This is a genomic window from Arthrobacter sp. AZCC_0090 (assembly GCF_014207375.1).
Classification (GTDB): Bacteria; Actinomycetota; Actinomycetes; order Actinomycetales; family Micrococcaceae; genus Arthrobacter.
In genome coordinates, this window is sequence record NZ_JACHEE010000004.1 from 203,781 (window position 1) to 220,065 (window position 16,285).

The 16,285-nt window shown below is 64.0% G+C and carries 13 protein-coding genes and 1 tRNA gene; 11 read left to right on the forward strand and 3 right to left on the reverse strand.

The window, feature by feature from the left end; all coding sequences use genetic code 11:
• Positions 1-15: 15 nt before the first annotated feature.
• Positions 16-774: a hypothetical protein gene (locus tag HNP00_RS08240; protein ID WP_184737819.1), complete on the reverse strand. Its 759-nt coding sequence runs from the start codon at positions 772-774 to the stop codon at positions 16-18.
• Positions 775-916: 142 nt separating this feature from the next.
• On the opposite strand from HNP00_RS08240, the gene HNP00_RS08245 reads away from it, so the two are divergent.
• The 6 genes from HNP00_RS08245 (at position 917) to HNP00_RS08270 (ending at position 8,282) form a co-directional block, all read left to right on the forward strand.
• Positions 917-989 (forward strand) — tRNA-Arg (locus HNP00_RS08245).
• A 1-nt stretch (position 990) separates the two neighbouring features.
• A complete protein-coding gene (locus HNP00_RS08250; RefSeq protein WP_184737821.1) occupies positions 991-1,446 on the forward strand; it encodes a DUF6314 family protein in 456 nt (151 codons plus the stop codon).
• Positions 1,443-1,880, forward strand: a complete 438-nt coding sequence (locus tag HNP00_RS08255; RefSeq protein WP_184737823.1) for an NUDIX domain-containing protein — start codon at positions 1,443-1,445, stop codon at positions 1,878-1,880. Before HNP00_RS08250 ends, HNP00_RS08255 begins: the two co-directional genes overlap by 4 nt.
• A 128-nt stretch (positions 1,881-2,008) precedes the next feature.
• The gene (locus HNP00_RS08260; protein WP_184737825.1) at positions 2,009-4,042 is read left to right on the forward strand and encodes a glycosyltransferase family 2 protein; all 2,034 of its coding nucleotides are present in this window, start codon (positions 2,009-2,011) and stop codon (positions 4,040-4,042) included.
• Positions 4,039-7,353: a response regulator gene (locus HNP00_RS08265; RefSeq protein WP_184737828.1), complete on the forward strand. Its 3,315-nt coding sequence runs from the start codon at positions 4,039-4,041 to the stop codon at positions 7,351-7,353. Before HNP00_RS08260 ends, HNP00_RS08265 begins: the two co-directional genes overlap by 4 nt.
• Entirely contained in the window at positions 7,350-8,282 is a 933-nt protein-coding gene (locus HNP00_RS08270) for a diguanylate cyclase (RefSeq protein WP_184737830.1), read from the forward strand. The genes HNP00_RS08265 and HNP00_RS08270 overlap by 4 nt, the downstream gene beginning before the upstream one ends.
• A 167-nt stretch (positions 8,283-8,449) precedes the next feature.
• On the opposite strand, the gene HNP00_RS08275 is transcribed toward HNP00_RS08270, so the two are convergent.
• Both HNP00_RS08275 and HNP00_RS08280 read right to left on the reverse strand, forming a co-directional pair.
• Entirely contained in the window at positions 8,450-10,363 is a 1,914-nt protein-coding gene (locus tag HNP00_RS08275; RefSeq protein ID WP_184737832.1) for an ABC transporter ATP-binding protein, read from the reverse strand.
• Positions 10,360-12,030 carry an ABC-F family ATP-binding cassette domain-containing protein gene (locus tag HNP00_RS08280; protein WP_184737834.1) on the reverse strand — a complete coding sequence of 557 codons (1,671 nt, stop codon included), beginning with the start codon at positions 12,028-12,030 and terminating at the stop codon, positions 10,360-10,362. Before HNP00_RS08280 ends, HNP00_RS08275 begins: the two co-directional genes overlap by 4 nt.
• A gap of 226 nt (positions 12,031-12,256) precedes the next feature.
• On the opposite strand from HNP00_RS08280, the gene HNP00_RS08285 reads away from it, so the two are divergent.
• From HNP00_RS08285 to HNP00_RS08305, 5 genes are all read left to right on the forward strand, one after another.
• Positions 12,257-12,982 carry a hypothetical protein gene (locus HNP00_RS08285; protein WP_184737835.1) on the forward strand — a complete coding sequence of 242 codons (726 nt, stop codon included), beginning with the start codon at positions 12,257-12,259 and terminating at the stop codon, positions 12,980-12,982.
• Positions 12,979-13,695 carry a hypothetical protein gene (locus HNP00_RS08290; RefSeq protein ID WP_184737838.1) on the forward strand — a complete coding sequence of 239 codons (717 nt, stop codon included), beginning with the start codon at positions 12,979-12,981 and terminating at the stop codon, positions 13,693-13,695. The genes HNP00_RS08285 and HNP00_RS08290 overlap by 4 nt, the downstream gene beginning before the upstream one ends.
• A gap of 272 nt (positions 13,696-13,967) precedes the next feature.
• Positions 13,968-14,786 carry an amino acid ABC transporter substrate-binding protein gene (locus tag HNP00_RS08295; RefSeq protein ID WP_184737840.1) on the forward strand — a complete coding sequence of 273 codons (819 nt, stop codon included), beginning with the start codon at positions 13,968-13,970 and terminating at the stop codon, positions 14,784-14,786.
• A gap of 15 nt (positions 14,787-14,801) precedes the next feature.
• Complete coding sequence (locus tag HNP00_RS08300) at positions 14,802-15,467, forward strand: amino acid ABC transporter permease (protein ID WP_184737842.1); 666 nt, start codon at positions 14,802-14,804, stop codon at positions 15,465-15,467.
• Entirely contained in the window at positions 15,454-16,281 is an 828-nt protein-coding gene (locus tag HNP00_RS08305; RefSeq protein ID WP_184737844.1) for an amino acid ABC transporter ATP-binding protein, read from the forward strand. Before HNP00_RS08300 ends, HNP00_RS08305 begins: the two co-directional genes overlap by 14 nt.
• The last annotated feature ends 4 nt before the right edge of the window (positions 16,282-16,285 follow it).

Genomic DNA, 16,285 nt, shown 5'->3' on the forward strand with positions numbered 1-16,285 from the left:
CCCGAAAGCTCAGCGTCATGCAACCCGCGCCGCCGTCCGTCGTACTTCACGGACGCGCTGCGCCACCACCAGCCCCGCAGCGCAAAATCCGACGGTGATCGGATATGCCATCAGGCGTTCCAAGGTTCCGGGTTCGGGGACGTCCATCCGGGTCAGTCCACCTACCACGAGGGCTCCCAGCGACACCGTTCCACACACCAGAATGAACCAACTCATAGGCGTATGCGGCAGCCAGAGCAGCCCGAGGAGCACCAGGGCGAATGCCCCGCCGATGAAGAACATGAGGGCGCCAACAAGATGCAGAGGAGAGCGGAGGTCTTCCGGCACAAATCCGACAACCACGGTTCCCAGCCCGGAGATGCCTGTCAGAATGCGGACCACGACGGCGGAGTTCCACGCTTTGCGATAGGCGGCGCCTTGCTGGATCCGCACGCCGGGACGGGCAGCAATACACAGGAGCGCGGAGCTGAGCAGCAGTGCCCCGAACAGCATTCCGAGGCCCTGCACCACGAAGGACGCGTTCATGAGCAGATGGAGCGGCGAACAGATGTCGCGGTGCTCGTAGATCCCGCAGTTGATCGCGCCAAGGTCGCTGATGAAACCGGTCCGGCGATCATAGGCCTCGAGCCCGTGCCAGGCTTCGATCACTGCCGATTCGGCCACGAAATACTGCACCACGCTCAATTGCGCCCAGCCGCCAATGAACGAGCGGGTCGAGGCCAGGTCCGGCAGGTAGTCGCCGGGGGCGGCCGGCACGGTCATCTGCTCTCTCATGCCCGCCAGCCTAGCGGCAGTGCACCGACGTGCCGGGCTGTCGGTGTTGCCGACGCTCGGTGTTCGGGGGCTGCCCCGGCAGCTTGTATGCTTGTATGCGTGCCCAGCCAGCGGCTCCCCGGAGCGTTCAGGACGTGCACAGGCCCTCGTAGCTCAGTGGATAGAGCACGGCTCTCCTAAAGCCGGTGTCGTTGGTTCGATTCCAATCGAGGGCACGTGAAAGACCAGCCGTGCAATTCGTCTCCGACGCAGGACCTGCGGGCCTACTTGCTGGGCGGCTGGACCGTGGAACGGTCCCTGTGGGACCGGGCGAGCGGCACCCGCGGTACGTTCACCGGCGTCGTGCGCTATTCAGGTACCCCCGACGGCGGGCTCCTCCTTCGCGAGGACGGCACCATGACCTGGCCTACCCACACCGGCCCCGCCTTCCGCGAATACCTCCTGCGCCCCTCGGACTCCCCGGCCGCAATGGACGTCTACTTCCCGGATGGCAAACCTTTCCACCGCATGAGCTTCATCGGCCGTGCCAACGAAGACCGGCACTGGTGCGATCCCGATGACTACAAGGTCAACTACTTCTGGGGCGGACCCGATGCCTTTAGCTACGCCTGGGACGTGCAGGGACCAGCCAAGGATCTGCTGCTGGAATCGCAGTTGAGGAGAGAGCGATGAGCCAAAACAGCCCGGCCAAGGATCTGCTCGTGGTCAGCGCGGTCTGCGTCTACGACGACGCCGGGCGGCTGCTGACGGTCCGAAAGCGCGGTACGGACAAATTCATGCACCCTGGAGGCAAGCCGGAACCCGGAGAAACCGCGGCCGAGGCGGCATCCCGCGAGCTGGCCGAGGAAGTGGGAATCACCATCGGCTCCGCGGACTTGGAGCCCCTGGGCAGCTGGCTCGCCGTCGCCGCCAATGAGGCCGCCACGGACATCCAGGCCACCGTCTTCACCGCTCCGGGCACCTGGGAGGCCCACCCCTCGGCCGAAATCGCGGAGATCCGTTGGCTAGACCTCGTGGCTGAACTTCCGGACGATCTGGCCCCGCTCCTGACGGACCATGTGCTGCCTTTTCTCTCGCGAAAGCAAGGCCTTTCCGCTCCGCGATAATTCTCCTTCTGGTTGGGCGTAAACTTCACCGTTTTCCCATGAAAATACGGTGGGAACTGGCTATAGTGGTCGCACAGTTTGTTTTAACTTGATACAGGCTGCATTGTCAGATCCAGCTGGGGGATCGCATGCAATCTCTTGAACAACGCCGACGCGCCCGGGGAACCGTCGGTGGAGAAGTCGGCGGAGAGGCCGGTGGAGAACGGACACCGTTCCGTGACACTCCGCTGGAGGTCAAGACCTTCTCGACGGCGGGAATCGCAGCTTGGGCAGCGCAGCTGGGTTCGCCCGCGCCCGAGGCTCCGCGTTCCCGCAGAATGGCCAGGACCGGCGGGATAGCTTCGATCGCGGCCTTGTTGCTCTACCTGACCTGGCGCATAGCGTTCACCATGCCGCTTGGAGGCTGGGATCATGCCATCGCCTGGACGCTGGTGGCGTTTGAGGCCCTCCCGCTTGTGGGGCTGGTCCTGAAGTCCATCACGCTGTGGAACATCGACTGTCATGCGCCGGAGCCGGTTGCCGAACCGCCCAATGGCATGAGGGTCGCCGTGTTGATCCCCACCTACAACGAGCCGGTGGAGGTTCTTGCCCCCACCATCGCGGCGGCCTGTGCCCTCCAACCGAGCCACGAAACATGGGTGTTGGATGACGGATCCCGCCCGTGGGTTGCCGAGATGTGCGCATCTTTCGGCGCGAGCTTTGTCACCCGCGCGGAGCATGACCATGCCAAGGCGGGCAACATGAACCACGCACTGGATCTGATGGCTGCGGAGGAAGCAGCCGGCAAAGACCCAATCGACATCATTGCCGTGCTGGACTGCGACCATGTCCCCCTGCCTACATTCCTGACGGCCACCTTGGGATGGTTCGCCGACGAGGAAATCGCCCTCATCCAGGGGCCACAGGCTTTCTATAACTCGGGAGCCTTCGACGACGACGGAATCTCCGGCGAGCAAGGGTTGTTCTTCAACGTCCTCATGCCCTCACGCAACATTCCCGGCGCGGGGCCGTTCTGGTGCGGGTCAACCTCGCTGCTCCGGGTCAAAGCGCTGCGTGAGGTAGGCGGAGTAGCCACGGAAACCATCACCGAGGACATGCACACCACCCTCAAGCTCATCCGGATCGGATGGAAGACCGTGTACCACCATCAAACACTGGCAGTGGGCCTGGCCCCGGCAACGGCCGATCAGTACCTGCTGCAACGCCGCCGTTGGGGTATGGGCGCTATGCAGATCCTGACTTACGAGCGCCTTTGTTCCGCCAAGAGCTGGATGACTTGGCGGAACTTCCATGAATACCTCAACGGAACTTTATGGTGGCTGGAAGGCATTGCCACCTTGGTTGCGTTCTTTATTCCGATGGCGGTCATGATCTCGGGAGCCCAGACTTCCACCGCCGGTCCCGTGGAGTTCACCCTCGTTTTTGGAGCAATGTTCTGGATCCGTTTGTGGGGCGCCAAAAGACTCATGCGCCACCAGATCCATTGGCCGACGGCGTTCGCCCTGAGGATCTTCCGGGTCCCCGTGGGCATGGCTTGCCTCTGGTGGCTCGTCTCCCGCAAGACCTTGGAGTTTCAAGTCACTCCCAAAGGCGCCGCGGAACTTCGACTCCGCGGGCGGGCCCCGCGAATCCTTCTTGTGTTGATCTTCATCGTTGCCGCGATCATTCTCTACGCAACCGCGGGAGTCCTGGGATGGGTGCCCTGGCGGACAAGTCCCGGCTCCACGATTGCCGCCGGCGTCTGGCTGGTGTTGGCCGGAGCAGTCCTGGTGCTGGGAACACTCCGGATCCGTGCCGCCGAATTTGCCACGTCACGAAGGAGCGCCCACCGGGTCACCGTCAACCTACCCGTCACTGTTGAGGGGGTTCCAGGAGAACTGCTTGATATCTCCATGGGTGGTGCCGCCGTCCGGGTGGAGGCCGACGCACTGCCAGAGGCCGGCCGCGTTCATGTGGCGCTGCCGGGGGCCGAACCGATTGCCCTGGACATCGTTCGGGTCTGGTCCACGTCAAGGGACAGCCGCACGGCGTCGCTGCGGGTTCGCGACGGCGACTGGGCCGCGTATCGAGGCCTCGCACTCTGGCTGTTCCACACTCCGGACAACGTGCTTCCCGGTTTTCCCGCAGGTGTTCCCGCCATTGCAACACGGGAGTCGGCATGAGCGGGCACGGGAGGCGAAAGCCCGCCCTATCCTGGATGGTCATTGGCATCAGCATGGCGGTGGTCATCCTGGCTGTTGTCCTTGGAGCAAATCCGGGGACGTCGGCCGCACAGTCAGCGGGTGACCTCGCTATACTGGCAGCCGCACTGACCGCTTTAGCCAGTTGCGCACGCGCAGCACGGCGCAAGGACGAAAGCGCACGTGCTTGGTGGGTCATGGCCCTTGCGATACTCGTCTGGACCATCGGTCAATCAATTTGGTCCTTCTACGGGCTCACGCTGGACCACGACTACCCCTACCCTTCCATAGCCGACGCCGCTTTCGTCGGCTATTCGATCCCGGCCGCGATCGCCCTTTACTTGTTCCCGCGTCCCCGCGTTTCCCGGGTAGCCTTCCTCCGCGGACTGTTGGATGCGGCAGTAATCGCCTCCGCCGTGCTTTTCATGAGCTGGGCCACGGTGCTCGGTTCCATGTACAAGGCCGAAGGGCAGGACATCCTCGTCCATCTCACCGGCCTCGCCTATCCTGTTGCCGATTTCGTCATGGTCTCCATCGTCCTCGTACTGACCATGCGGAGGGCACCTGGAGAGCGCCTCAGGTGGGTCTGCCTGGGCGGCGGACTCCTGGTCCTGGCGTTCACCGACAGCACCTATGTGAAGATGACCTTTGACGGCGTCACCGGATTGACTGGAACACCCTTGGCCGCGGGCTGGATCGCAGCGTTCCTGCTGATCGCCCTCGCCCCGCTGGTCCCCTACTCGGCACGTTCCCGGAAAGACCGGCGCTTCTACACCTTGGCGTTGGAGCTACTCCCCTACGTGCCTGTTTTCGGAGCGGTCATGGTGGCGCCCATACGGGTCGGGCGTCCCAGCGACCCGTTCCTCCAGTCCGTAGGCCTTACCGTGTTGGCCCTGGCCATCACCCGCCAGACCCTCATCATCCTGGAGAACATCGCGCTGACGCGGGACCTGGAATCCAAGGTTGCCCAGCGCACGGCGGAACTCGAAGGCCTGGGGGCGATCGTCAACTCCTCGGCGGACGCCATTGTGGGCAAGACCTTGGAAGGTGTCATCACCAGCTGGAATCCGGGGGCGGAGCGCATCTACGGTTATAGCGCAGCCGAGGCCATCGGCACGCATGTTTCCTTCCTCATCCCGGATGAACTCCAAGGTGAAGAAAAATCGCTGCTCGCCGCCATTAGGGCCGGCGGGGAGAGGCATAGCTACGAAACGTCACGGATCCGCAGTGACGGTTCCATCTTTCCTGTCTCCGTTACGATGTCCCCCATCCGCGGCACGGACGGCATCCACGGAGTCGCCACAATATCCCGCGACATCACCGAACGCCGCCAGGCCCAGTCCGAGCTGGTTGCGGCCCGCGAGGCCGCCGAGGAAGCCAGCCGCTTGAAGTCGGAGTTCCTGGCGACGATGAGCCACGAAATCCGCACACCGATGAACGGCGTGATCGGATTGACCGGATTGCTGCTGGACACCCCCTTGGAGGAAACCCAGCGGCAATATGCGGAAGGAGTCAAAGGGGCGGGCGAAGCCTTGCTGACCCTGATCAACGACATTTTGGACTTCTCGAAACTCGAAGCGGGCAAGGTCGACCTGGACCCCGCCCCCTTCAACCCACGCACCCTCGTGGAGGAGCTCGCGGCCCTCTTGGCCGAAGCCGCCCAGGCAAAAGGCCTGGAACTGATCGCGTACTGCCGGCCGGAAGTTCCCGCGATGCTCGTCGGCGACGCCGGTCGCATCCGGCAGATTCTCCTCAACCTGGCCTCAAACGCCGTGAAGTTCACTCCTTCCGGGGAAGTCGTCATCAGCGTGAAGGTCATGAAGCAGGACGCCGCAAACGTTCGGGTGCGCTTCGAAGTCCGGGACACCGGGATCGGGATCGAAGCAGCCGATCACCTCAGGCTCTTCGAGTCCTTCTCCCAGGCCGACGCCTCCACCACTCGGCGCTATGGCGGAACCGGCCTGGGACTGGCGATCTCGCGGAGGCTCACAGAAGTGATGGGTGGCGAGATCGGAGTGGACAGCTCCCTGGGGAACGGCAGCACCTTCTGGGCCACCCTTCCATTAGGAGTGACAAGCCCAGCCGCAGCTCCGCCGTCGATCTCTCCCGACCAACTGACCGGACTCCGGGTCCTGGTGGTGGACGACAACGCGACCAACCGCTTGGTGCTCGAGGGGCAGTTGGCGGGCTGGCGGATGAATCCTGAGGCTGTAAGCAACGCCCAAGAGGGCCTGGACCGTTGCCGCGAGGAAGCCGCCGCCGGACGTCCCTTCGACATTGCGGTGCTCGATATGTGCATGCCCCACATGAACGGCCTGGAATTGGCCCACACACTGAGTACCGACGTCGAACTGGAATCCACCCGGATCATCATGCTGACATCCACCATGAACGTGGACAAAGCCGAACTCGTAGCGGCCGGGGTCCAGGAGTGGCTCACGAAGCCCGTGCGCAGTTCCGAACTCTACGATCGGCTCATACGCCTTGTGGCGACCCATCCAATCGGCGCTCCCAGCGTTTCTCCCGCAGTCCCCGTGAGCATCAGCCAGCCTTCCCGCGGCCTGATCTTGATCGTCGAGGACAATGAGGTCAATCAGCTCGTGGCCCGGAGCATGGTCGCAAAGCTAGGGTACGAAGCAGACGTCGTTGCCGACGGAAGTGAAGCAGTCGCCGCCACCGCGGCGAGCAAGTACGCGGCGGTCCTGATGGACTGCCACATGCCCGTCATGGACGGATTCGAGGCCACCAAGGCCATTCGGGAACGGCAAAATGGCCACCGCAGGCTCCCCGTCATTGCCATGACCGCCGGGGCCCTGGATGAGGACCGTGACCGGTGCCTTGCCGCCGGGATGGATGACTACCTCACCAAACCGGTGGACATGGACAAATTGGACCAAGTTCTCTCGCGGTGGATTCCCGAGGCACCGAAGGAGAGCACAGAACCTGCCCTCGACCCCGCAAGGCTGGAAACATTGCGCGACCTCGGCCCGGCGGGCGGGCTGGGGCTGCTGCCCGCCGCGGCACGTGCCTTCCGGAAGGACATTCAACCAACCTTGGAAGCACTCCGGCACGCTTTGGACAACGGGGGCGGAGACGCTTTCCGCCAGATAGCCCATAAATTGAAAGGCTCGGCAGCGAACATTGGAGCCGCACGCGCGGCCCGGATGTGCGAGGAAATGGAACACAGCTCGTCGGACGGAGCGCCTGTTGATCGCGCCCTCCTCGCCAGTCTTGAGGCCGAGCTGCTCCTTGTTGACAAAGCACTGGACGACGCCCTGTCGGTGGCCCCATGAAGGTGCTGGTCGCGGACGACGACTTCGGTTCGCGTCTGGTAGCCAAGGCGGCAGTGGAGCAGTCCGGCCACGAGTGCATCGTGGCCGCGGACGGCAGCTCTGCCTGGGAACTGTATAGGAAGCACCGCCCGCAGGTGGTCGTGACTGACCTGATGATGCCTGGACTCGACGGTCTGGACCTCTGCCGGGCCATCCGCTCCGCGGAAGAAGATTCCTACACCTACCTTGTCCTTGTCACCTCGAAGGACTCACGGGAGGACGTCGTCGCCGGCATGAAGGCCGGCGCCGACGACTACGTCGCCAAGCCACTTGATCCGTTCACGCTGCATACCCGCCTCCTAGTGGCGCAAAGGGTTACTTCGCTGCATGCGGACCTTGCGCGCTACCGCGCTGCGCTCGCGGAGCAAGCCCGGACCGATCCCCTCACAAAGCTGCATAACCGTCTGAAGCTCTCGGAAGACCTGGAACAGTTGCACCACAAATGCGCACGCTACGGGACGGACTACAGCCTGGCCATCTGCGACGTGGACAATTTCAAGAGTTACAACGACATCTACGGCCACCAAGCGGGGGACCTGGCGCTGCAAGCCGTCGCGGCTTCCCTCGCAGGCCAAGGGCGTCAAAGCGATGGAATCTACCGGTTCGGCGGGGAGGAATTCCTTTTCCTGCTGCCGGACCAGACTGTGTCCGGGGCAGAAACGAGGCTGGAGCGCGCCCTGGCGGCAGTGCACAGCCTGGGCATTGCGCATTCCGGGAATCCCTCGGGGACCCTCACGGTGAGCGCTGGGGTTTCGGCCTACGTTCCCGACCACCGGGTCAGTAGCGAACGGCTCCTCAAAGAGGCCGACATGGCACTGTATGCAGCCAAGTCTGCTGGCAGAAACCGCGTGGAAGTTGCGCCGGAGGTTCGTCAACACACCCAAAGCTGAAGCAGCCGCACTAGCGTCACTTGGCGCAGGTTTTTGGCCGTGACCGACTCCCGAACCCCCGAGTTTCCAGGGTTGGCTCCGGCGCTGGGCGCCAAAAACTGGCTCAGCGTGACACCGTCGAGGCCGGTCGAACCAGCCAGCCCCGGCCAGGTGGAGACGCCCCGCTCCTACAGCTTCGGAAGAGCCTCTTGGGCCACGGCTGTGGCCTCGGCGAACTGCGTGTTGTACAGCTCTGCGTAACGACCGTCCGCCGAGAGAAGCTCTGCGTGCGTGCCTCGCTCAACGATGGACCCGTCCTCCACCACCAGAATGACGTCAGCGGCCCGGATGGTCGAGAGCCTGTGAGCGATCACGACGGCGGTGCGTCCCTGTAGTGCCTCGCCCAGGGCCGCTTGGACAGCGGCTTCACTCGTGGAGTCCAAGGCCGCCGTGGCTTCGTCCAGGATGACAACCCGCGGTTGCGCAATCAACAGGCGTGCGATGGTGAGCCGCTGGCGTTCCCCGCCGGAAAGGCGGTAGCCGCGCTCCCCCACCACGGTTTCCAAGCCGTCCGGCAGCGAGCGGACCATGGCTTCGAGCCGCGCCCGCCCGAGCACATCCCACATTTCTTCATCCGTGGCCCCGGGCCTGGCGAGTCGCAGGTTGGAGGCGATGCTTTCATGGAACAGGTGCCCGTCCTGCGTGACCATGCCCAGGGTCGCGCGAAGGGAGTCAAAGGTAGCGTCACGGATGTCCAGGCCGGTCCCCTGCCCGTGCCCGCCCAGGCGCACGGTGCCGGAGTCGACGTCGTAAAGGCGGGACAGCAACTGGGCCACCGTGGACTTGCCCGCGCCCGAGGACCCCACCAGCGCCACAGTCTGCCCGGGCTCCACACGGAAGCTGATTCCGTGGAGGACTTCCTCACCGCCGCGGGTATCCAGCGTGGCGACGTCTTCCAGCGACGCGAGGGAGACTTTGTCCGCGGACGGGTAGGCAAAGCGGACGTCGTCGAACTCCACCGCAACAGGTCCCGGCGGCACCGCGACGGCGTCGGGCTTTTCCTGGATGAGCGGCTCCAGGTCCAGGATTTCGAAGACCCGCTCGAAGCTGACCAGCGCGCTCATGATTTCCACACGCGCGTTGGACAGCGCGGTGAGCGGCGCATAAAGGCGCGTGAGCAAGAGCGCCAGGACGACGACGTCGCCGGCTGCCAGCTGACCGCCCAGCGCAAGCCAGCCGCCCAGTCCGTAGACGAGCGCGAGGGCGAGGGCCGAAACGAGTGTCAGCGCCGTGATGAACGTGAACTGCAGCATGGCGGTGCGGACGCCGATGTCCCGCACGCGGCCGGCGCGCAGGGCGAACTCCGCGGACTCCTCGTCGGGGCGGCCGAACAGTTTGACGAGCGTGGCGCCAGGGGCCGAGAAGCGCTCGGTCATCTGGGTTCCCATGGCGGCGTTGTGTGACGCGGCTTCGCGGCGCAGGTCGGCCAGCTTGGAGCCCATGCGGCGGGCGGGGATGAGGAAGATCGGCAGCAGCACCATCGCCAGCACCGTGACAAGCCAGGACGTGTTGAGCATGACCACGAGCGTCAGGGCCAAGGACACGATGTTGCTGACCACTCCGGAGAGGGTGCCTGCGAAAGCCGACTGGGCTCCGATGACGTCGTTGTTGAGCCGGCTGACCAAGGCTCCGGTGCGGGTCCTGGTGAAGAAGGCGATGGGCATGCGCTGCACGTGGTCGAACACACGTGTCCGCAGATCCACGATCACGCCTTCGCCGATCACTGAAGACAACCAGCGGGTCAATAAGCCAAGCCCGGCATCGGCGACGGCCACAGCGGCGATGAGCGCGGCCAGCCCTATCACCACGTCCACTCCGGAGCGGGCAATGATCGCATCGACCACCCGGCCAGCGAGCACCGGGGTGGCCACCGCAAGGACTGCGCCCACAATGGAGGCCAGCACGAACGCTATCAACTTGTTGCGGTGCGGCTTAGCGAACGCCAGCACGCGTTTGATGGTCTCCCGGGAGAACGGCTGGGAGCCGCTCTTGGCCCGGGTCATGTTGTAGAGCGAGCGCCAGGCGACGCCATCCATGCTCATGACTTGTGATTCCCCATTCCGGAAGTGTGCTGCAGTTCAGTCACGGTGCCGTTGTCAATGTGCCAACGGGAATCGAGCCGGACGTTTTCGAGCAAGCGGCGATCGTGCGTGACCAGTAGGAGTGCGCCGTCGTAGCTGTCCAGTGCATCCTCCAGCTGTTCGATGGCCGGCAAATCGAGGTGGTTGGTGGGTTCGTCCAGGACCAACAGATTGACACCGCGAGCCTGGAGCAGCGCGAGCGCCGCCCGGGTGCGCTCGCCCGGGGACAAGGAATCCACGGTCCTGGACGTGTGGTCCGCCTTGAGGCCGAATTTCGCCAAGAGAGTACGGACGTCGGCTGAGTTCCATTCGACCAGGACGGATTCGACGGCGTCTGCCAGGGTGAGGTGCCCCGCCAGCAGTCCGCGAGTTTGGTCGATCTCGCCGATCGCCACGGACACGCCCATGGAGGCGTCCCCGGCGTCGGGCTGTTGAAGCCCTAGCAGGAGCCGCAGGAGGGTGGACTTTCCTGCACCGTTGGGTCCGGTGATGCCGATGCGTTCGCCCGCGTTGAGCTGGAGATTGACGGGTCCCAGCGTGAAATCGCCCTGATGCGCGACGACGTCGCGCAAGGTTGCGACGACGGAACTGGAGCGCGGAGCTTGGCCGATGCTGAACTGCAGCTGCCATTCCTTCCGCGGTTCTTCCACCTCGTCAAGCCGGGCGATACGCGACTCCATCTGCCGGACTTTCTGGGCCTGCTTTTCCGAAGACTCAACGCTGGCAGCGCGGCGGATCTTGTCGTTGTCCGGGTTCTTCTTCATGGCGTTGCGGACGCCCTGCGAACTCCATTCGCGCTGGGTCCGGGCCCGGGACACAAGGTCTGCCTTGGTGTTGGCGAATTCCTCGTACCGTTCGCGGGCGTGCCGCTTTGCTACTGCCCGCTCTTCGAGGAAGGAATCGTAACCGCCGTCGTAGACCGCCACACTGTTCTGGGCCAGGTCCAGTTCCAGCACCTTGGTGATGCAACGTGCCAGGAACTCGCGGTCATGCGAAACCAGCACAGCGCCGCCCCTCAGGCCTTGGACGAAAGACTCGAGCCGGGCGAGTCCGTCGAGGTCCAGGTCATTGGTGGGTTCGTCGAGAAGCACCACATCGAAGCGGCTCAGCAGGAGCGCGGCCAAGGCAACGCGGGCAGCCTGCCCACCGGACAGTCCCGTCATGGGGGCGTCCGGACCTGATTCCAGGCCCAGTTCCGCCAACACCCCGGGGATCCGGTCCTCCAGGTCGGCGGCACCCGATGCCATCCAGCGGTCGAAAGCCAGGGAGTAGGCGTCATCGGCCTCCGGGGTCCCGGCGGCGAGACCGTCGGCGCCAGCCTCCATGTCCGCCGTGGCTTGGGCGCAACCCGTGCGGCGGGCAATGTAGCCGGCAACCGTTTCGCCTGGAGTGCGTTCGTGTTCCTGAGGTAGCCATCCCACAAAGGCGTCAGCGGGAGCGAGGCTGACTGTGCCCTCTTGGGGACGGTCAGCTCCGGCAAGAATGCGCAAGAGCGTGGATTTCCCGGCACCGTTGGCGCCGACGACACCCACGACGTCTCCGGGCGCGACTGTGAGGGAGAGCTTCGAGAACAAGGTGCGGTGACCGTGGCCGCCGGAGAGCTCTTTGGCGACAAGCGTTGCAGTCATTGGTCTATCCTCTCACTGCTCCGCCCCTCAGCGGAAAGGGCCAGCACGGAAAGGGCCAGCGCAGAAAGGAAGGCCGGAGCATGGAAGAACCCGCTGGTCCGTACTTGGGGGGTGTGCGGACCAGCGGGTTCGAGAATCAAGCATAATTCAATGTGCCCGCATCGTAAAATCGACCTCTCTCCTGTCAGAAACTGCCCACCGAAAACCGTCTATCAGAAAGTGGTTCATGTCCCTCCCTTCCAAGGCATTCCAGCGCTGGTTGCACGGGATCGCCCCGAACACCAGCACGGCCGATGTCTGCCGTTTCTCGGGAGTGAAACGCACTACTTTGGCCCAGCAACTGGTGCGCGGCAAGGTTGCGGAGACATCGCTCGTGAGCATCAGCCGGGCCTTCGACGTGAATCCATTCGATGCCTTGGCGCAATTCGAAGCCTACGCGGCGCTTCGCGGGACTCCGGTTCCGCCCACTGCCGCGGAACTCATCAGCCAGGTCTCCACCATGGATCTATTGCGGGCCGTCGTGGAACGTTCCGAACCCCAGGACGGCCGCCCGCCCCTGATCCTGGCAGACACACCGCACGCGACGTCAGTCAGGAACTGGGTGGATGCGATCGACGGCGGCGAGCTGCGTCACCGGGTCAGCGACGCTACGGGAATCGCGCCACAGAACTTCTCCGCTCATCTGACAGCTAACCGGCTGCCCCCGGAACTGGCCTTGGCAACCTCGCGCGCCGCCGGCGTCGGACCGGCGGGAGGCCTCGTGGCCAGCGGCCTCGTCACGGAGTCTGAAGCTGGCTGGCCCCCCGGAGCGCGGCGGGAGGCCCTGGACCGGCTGAGTGAAGGCGAACTGGCTTTGTTGGCCAGCGAGCGGCTACAGGCCCGTGGCAAGACCTTGCGCCGCCAAGAGCAAGAAGCTGACCACACCAACAGAATCTGGGAGAACCTGGGATGATCGCCGTCCTGCAGTGGACCACGCTCTCCGTTTGCCTCGCGTTGACGGCCCTCCGCATTCCCAGCGCCATACGGGGCGAGAACCGGATGATGTTGGTCCTGTTCGCGCTGATTTCACTTGACATCCTGCTCAGCATCGAGGGTCCCTACTTGCTGATCGATGCGTGGCTCGGCAATGTCAATGTCTGTAACCTGCTTCTCCGGTTCCTGCTCTACGGGACGTTACTTCTCATGGGCATCAAGGTGGCCAAGGCCTTTGCTTCGCCCGGCGGCGAACGCGCCATCAGGGGGCCAGTAGGCTTGGCCGTTTTGGGAGCCACCGCGGTCCTCACGGCGTCCTTTTTCTTCTCGATGGACACGAGGGACTCCACTGTTGGCCTGAATGATCTGGACCCAGGACCCGCCGTTGATATCTATGCGGCCTTGGGCAGGTTCTATCCGGGCTACGTTGCCGCATGCCTCGTCCCGGGCATGTGGCGTTCCGTGCGGCGCTCCGGCCCTGCCCTACTGCGGGCCGCCTCGGCCACACTGCTCTTGGGCCTCGGATTGCTGATCGTCTCGCAGGTCTTCCCGCTCATCCCGGCGGCGTTCGCGTGGCTGCGGCCGCTCATCAACTACTCGGCTGCGTTGGCGAGCGCGCTCGGTTTGGGAGGCATCTGGCTTTCCAAGGTCATTGCGCGCCGGGCTAGCCGCGCGGTAATGTCAACGCAATAGTAAAAACATACCGCGTAACCTCTTTCACAAATCTATTATATCGTGACATAATCATGGATGTGTGAAGGCGACGCAGCCTGACCTTTGAATCAATGAACGGGTTTCCAAGGTTCGTGGCGCGTGCGGGAGCACATTTGGGGGGATGAGTGGTGGCGGGCTGTTGGGGACCGCCCCCACTCAGCCTTTTTAAGCGTCCATTTCGGAACAGGAGCCGGAAGGGGCCCCTGCAGACGAGACCCATGAAGTCCAGGCCCGTGACTAAGATGGCTTTCATGAAGAGCCTGCCCACTCGCCGCACAGCACTGTCCGCAACCCTTGCCGCCGTCGCGCTGGCGCTGTCCGCTTGCGGCGGCGGGCCATCGCCGTCGTCGACGTCGGGCGGAGACACGTCGCTGTCCGCCATCAAGTCCAAGGGCGAGATCGTTATCGCCACTGAGGGCACGTACCGTCCATTCAGCTTCCACGAGAACGGTGCAGGTCCGCTCACGGGCTTCGACGTCGAAATCGCACAGGCCGTGGCCGGGAAGCTCGGAGTCAAAGCGACCTTCCAGGAAACCCAGTTCGATGGCATCTTCGCGGGCCTTGATTCCAAGCGCTTCGACACTATCGCCAACCAGATCTCCATCAACCCCGAGCGCACGGCCAAGTACGATTTCTCGGCGCCATACACGGTGTCTACCGGAGTTGTGGTGACCAAGTCGGACAACACGTCCATCAACAGCTTCGCCGATCTCAAGGGCAAGACCACCGCCCAGTCGCTCACCAGCAACTTCTACAAGATGGCAGTTGGCGCAGGAGCCAACGTCCAGGCCGTCGAGGGCTGGGCGCAGGCCGCAACCCTGGTCCGCCAAGGACGCGTGGATGCAACCGTGAACGACAAACTGACCTACCTCGACTACGCCAAGACCACCCCGGACTCCGGCTTGAAGATCGCGGCGGAGACAAGCGACAAGACCCAAAGCGCTTTGGTCTTCCGCAAGGGATCCACCGAGCTCAAGGCCGCCGTGGACAAGGCCCTGGCGGATCTCCAAGCCGACGGCACCCTGGCCAAGATCTCCCAGAAGTACTTCGGCGCAGACGTCACCAAGTAGCCGGCGGCCACACAGATGACCTTCAACTGGGATCTCGTCTGGAGCTCCTTCGGGCCAATCATCGGCGGCGCCGTCACGGGCACCATCCCCCTGACCCTGGCGTCGTTCGCCCTGGGCCTGGCGCTGGCACTCCTTGTTGCACTCTTGCGCTTGAGTCCCAACCGGGTGTTCTCCGGCGTCGCACGCTTCTACGTCTCCGTGATCCGCGGCACTCCCCTGCTGGTGCAGCTGTTCGTGATCTTCTATGGCCTTCCGAGCATCGGCGTGAAGCTGGAACCGTGGCCCAGCGCCATCATCGCGTTTTCCCTCAATGTGGGCGGCTACGCGGCGGAGGTCATCCGCGCCGCGATCCTCTCCGTGCCCAAGGGCCAATGGGAGGCAGGGCACACCATCGGAATGTCCCGGCCGCAAACGCTAGTGCGGATTATCCTCCCGCAGGCGGCCAGGGTCTCGGTGCCCCCGCTCTCCAACACCTTCATTTCCCTCGTGAAGGACACCTCTCTGGCTTCGCTCATCCTGGTCACCGAGCTCTTCCGCAATGCCCAGCAGATCGCGGCGTTCAGCCAGGAATTCATGATCCTGTACCTCGAAGCCGCTTTGGTCTACTGGGTTATTTGCCTCGTCCTCTCCACGGGCCAGTCCGCCCTGGAGCGCAGATTGGACCGATATGTCGCCCACTGAGCCCAGCTACGCCTCCCCAGCAGGCACCGGGCTGGTTTTGTCCGCCCGCAGCCTCGCCAAAGCATTCGGCAGCAACGTGGTGCTGCGCGGCATCGACATCGATGTCCTGCGTGGCCAGGTGGTTGCACTGATCGGGCCTTCCGGTTCGGGGAAGACCACCGTTTTGCGCTCGCTCAACGGCCTCGAAGTGCCCGACGCCGGGACCGTCACCTTCGGGGACGCCGACGCCGGTACGGTGCGGGGGTCCGGCGCGGGACTGACCCTCGATTTCGCCGGCACGGTGGGCAAGCGGGAGATCGCTGCCCTGCGTGACCGCAGTGCCATGGTGTTCCAGCACTACAACCTTTTCCCGCACATGACGGTGCTGAAGAACATCATCGAGGGACCTGTCCAAGTCCAGAAACGGCCGCGGGCGGAAGTGGTGGCCGAGGCGGAGCGGCTCCTGGCCCGGGTAGGGCTCGCGGACAAGCGCGATGCCTACCCCTTCGAGTTGTCAGGCGGGCAACAACAACGTGTGGGAATCGTGCGCGCGCTGGCCCTCAAACCCCAGTTGTTGCTCTTCGACGAGCCCACCTCGGCCCTGGATCCAGAGCTCGTGGGTGAGGTACTTGGTGTCATCAAGGAACTTGCCGACGAGGGGTGGACCATGGTGATCGTGACCCACGAACTCGCCTTCGCACGTCAAGTGGCCGACGAAGTCATCTTCATGGACGGCGGCGTAGTGGTGGAACGCGGGCCCGCCGCGGAGGTCCTGAGGGCCCCGCGGCAGGAACGCACCCAGCAATTCGTCAAGCGGCTGCAGCACGACGTCTGAGGCC

Bases quoted from the DNA above. Each gene is read 5' to 3' on its own strand.
- HNP00_RS08240 (WP_184737819.1), bottom strand. From the start codon at position 774: ATGAGAGAGCAGATGACCGTGCCGGCCGCCCCCGGCGACTACCTGCCG.
- HNP00_RS08255 (WP_184737823.1), top strand. From the start codon at position 1,443: ATGAGCCAAAACAGCCCGGCCAAGGATCTGCTCGTGGTCAGCGCGGTC.
- HNP00_RS08260 (WP_184737825.1), top strand. From the start codon at position 2,009: ATGCAATCTCTTGAACAACGCCGACGCGCCCGGGGAACCGTCGGTGGA.
- HNP00_RS08265 (WP_184737828.1), top strand. From the start codon at position 4,039: ATGAGCGGGCACGGGAGGCGAAAGCCCGCCCTATCCTGGATGGTCATT.
- HNP00_RS08270 (WP_184737830.1), top strand. From the start codon at position 7,350: ATGAAGGTGCTGGTCGCGGACGACGACTTCGGTTCGCGTCTGGTAGCC.
- HNP00_RS08275 (WP_184737832.1), bottom strand. From the start codon at position 10,363: ATGAGCATGGATGGCGTCGCCTGGCGCTCGCTCTACAACATGACCCGG.
- HNP00_RS08280 (WP_184737834.1), bottom strand. From the start codon at position 12,030: ATGACTGCAACGCTTGTCGCCAAAGAGCTCTCCGGCGGCCACGGTCAC.
- HNP00_RS08285 (WP_184737835.1), top strand. From the start codon at position 12,257: ATGTCCCTCCCTTCCAAGGCATTCCAGCGCTGGTTGCACGGGATCGCC.
- HNP00_RS08290 (WP_184737838.1), top strand. From the start codon at position 12,979: ATGATCGCCGTCCTGCAGTGGACCACGCTCTCCGTTTGCCTCGCGTTG.
- HNP00_RS08295 (WP_184737840.1), top strand. From the start codon at position 13,968: ATGAAGAGCCTGCCCACTCGCCGCACAGCACTGTCCGCAACCCTTGCC.
- HNP00_RS08300 (WP_184737842.1), top strand. From the start codon at position 14,802: ATGACCTTCAACTGGGATCTCGTCTGGAGCTCCTTCGGGCCAATCATC.
- HNP00_RS08305 (WP_184737844.1), top strand. From the start codon at position 15,454: ATGTCGCCCACTGAGCCCAGCTACGCCTCCCCAGCAGGCACCGGGCTG.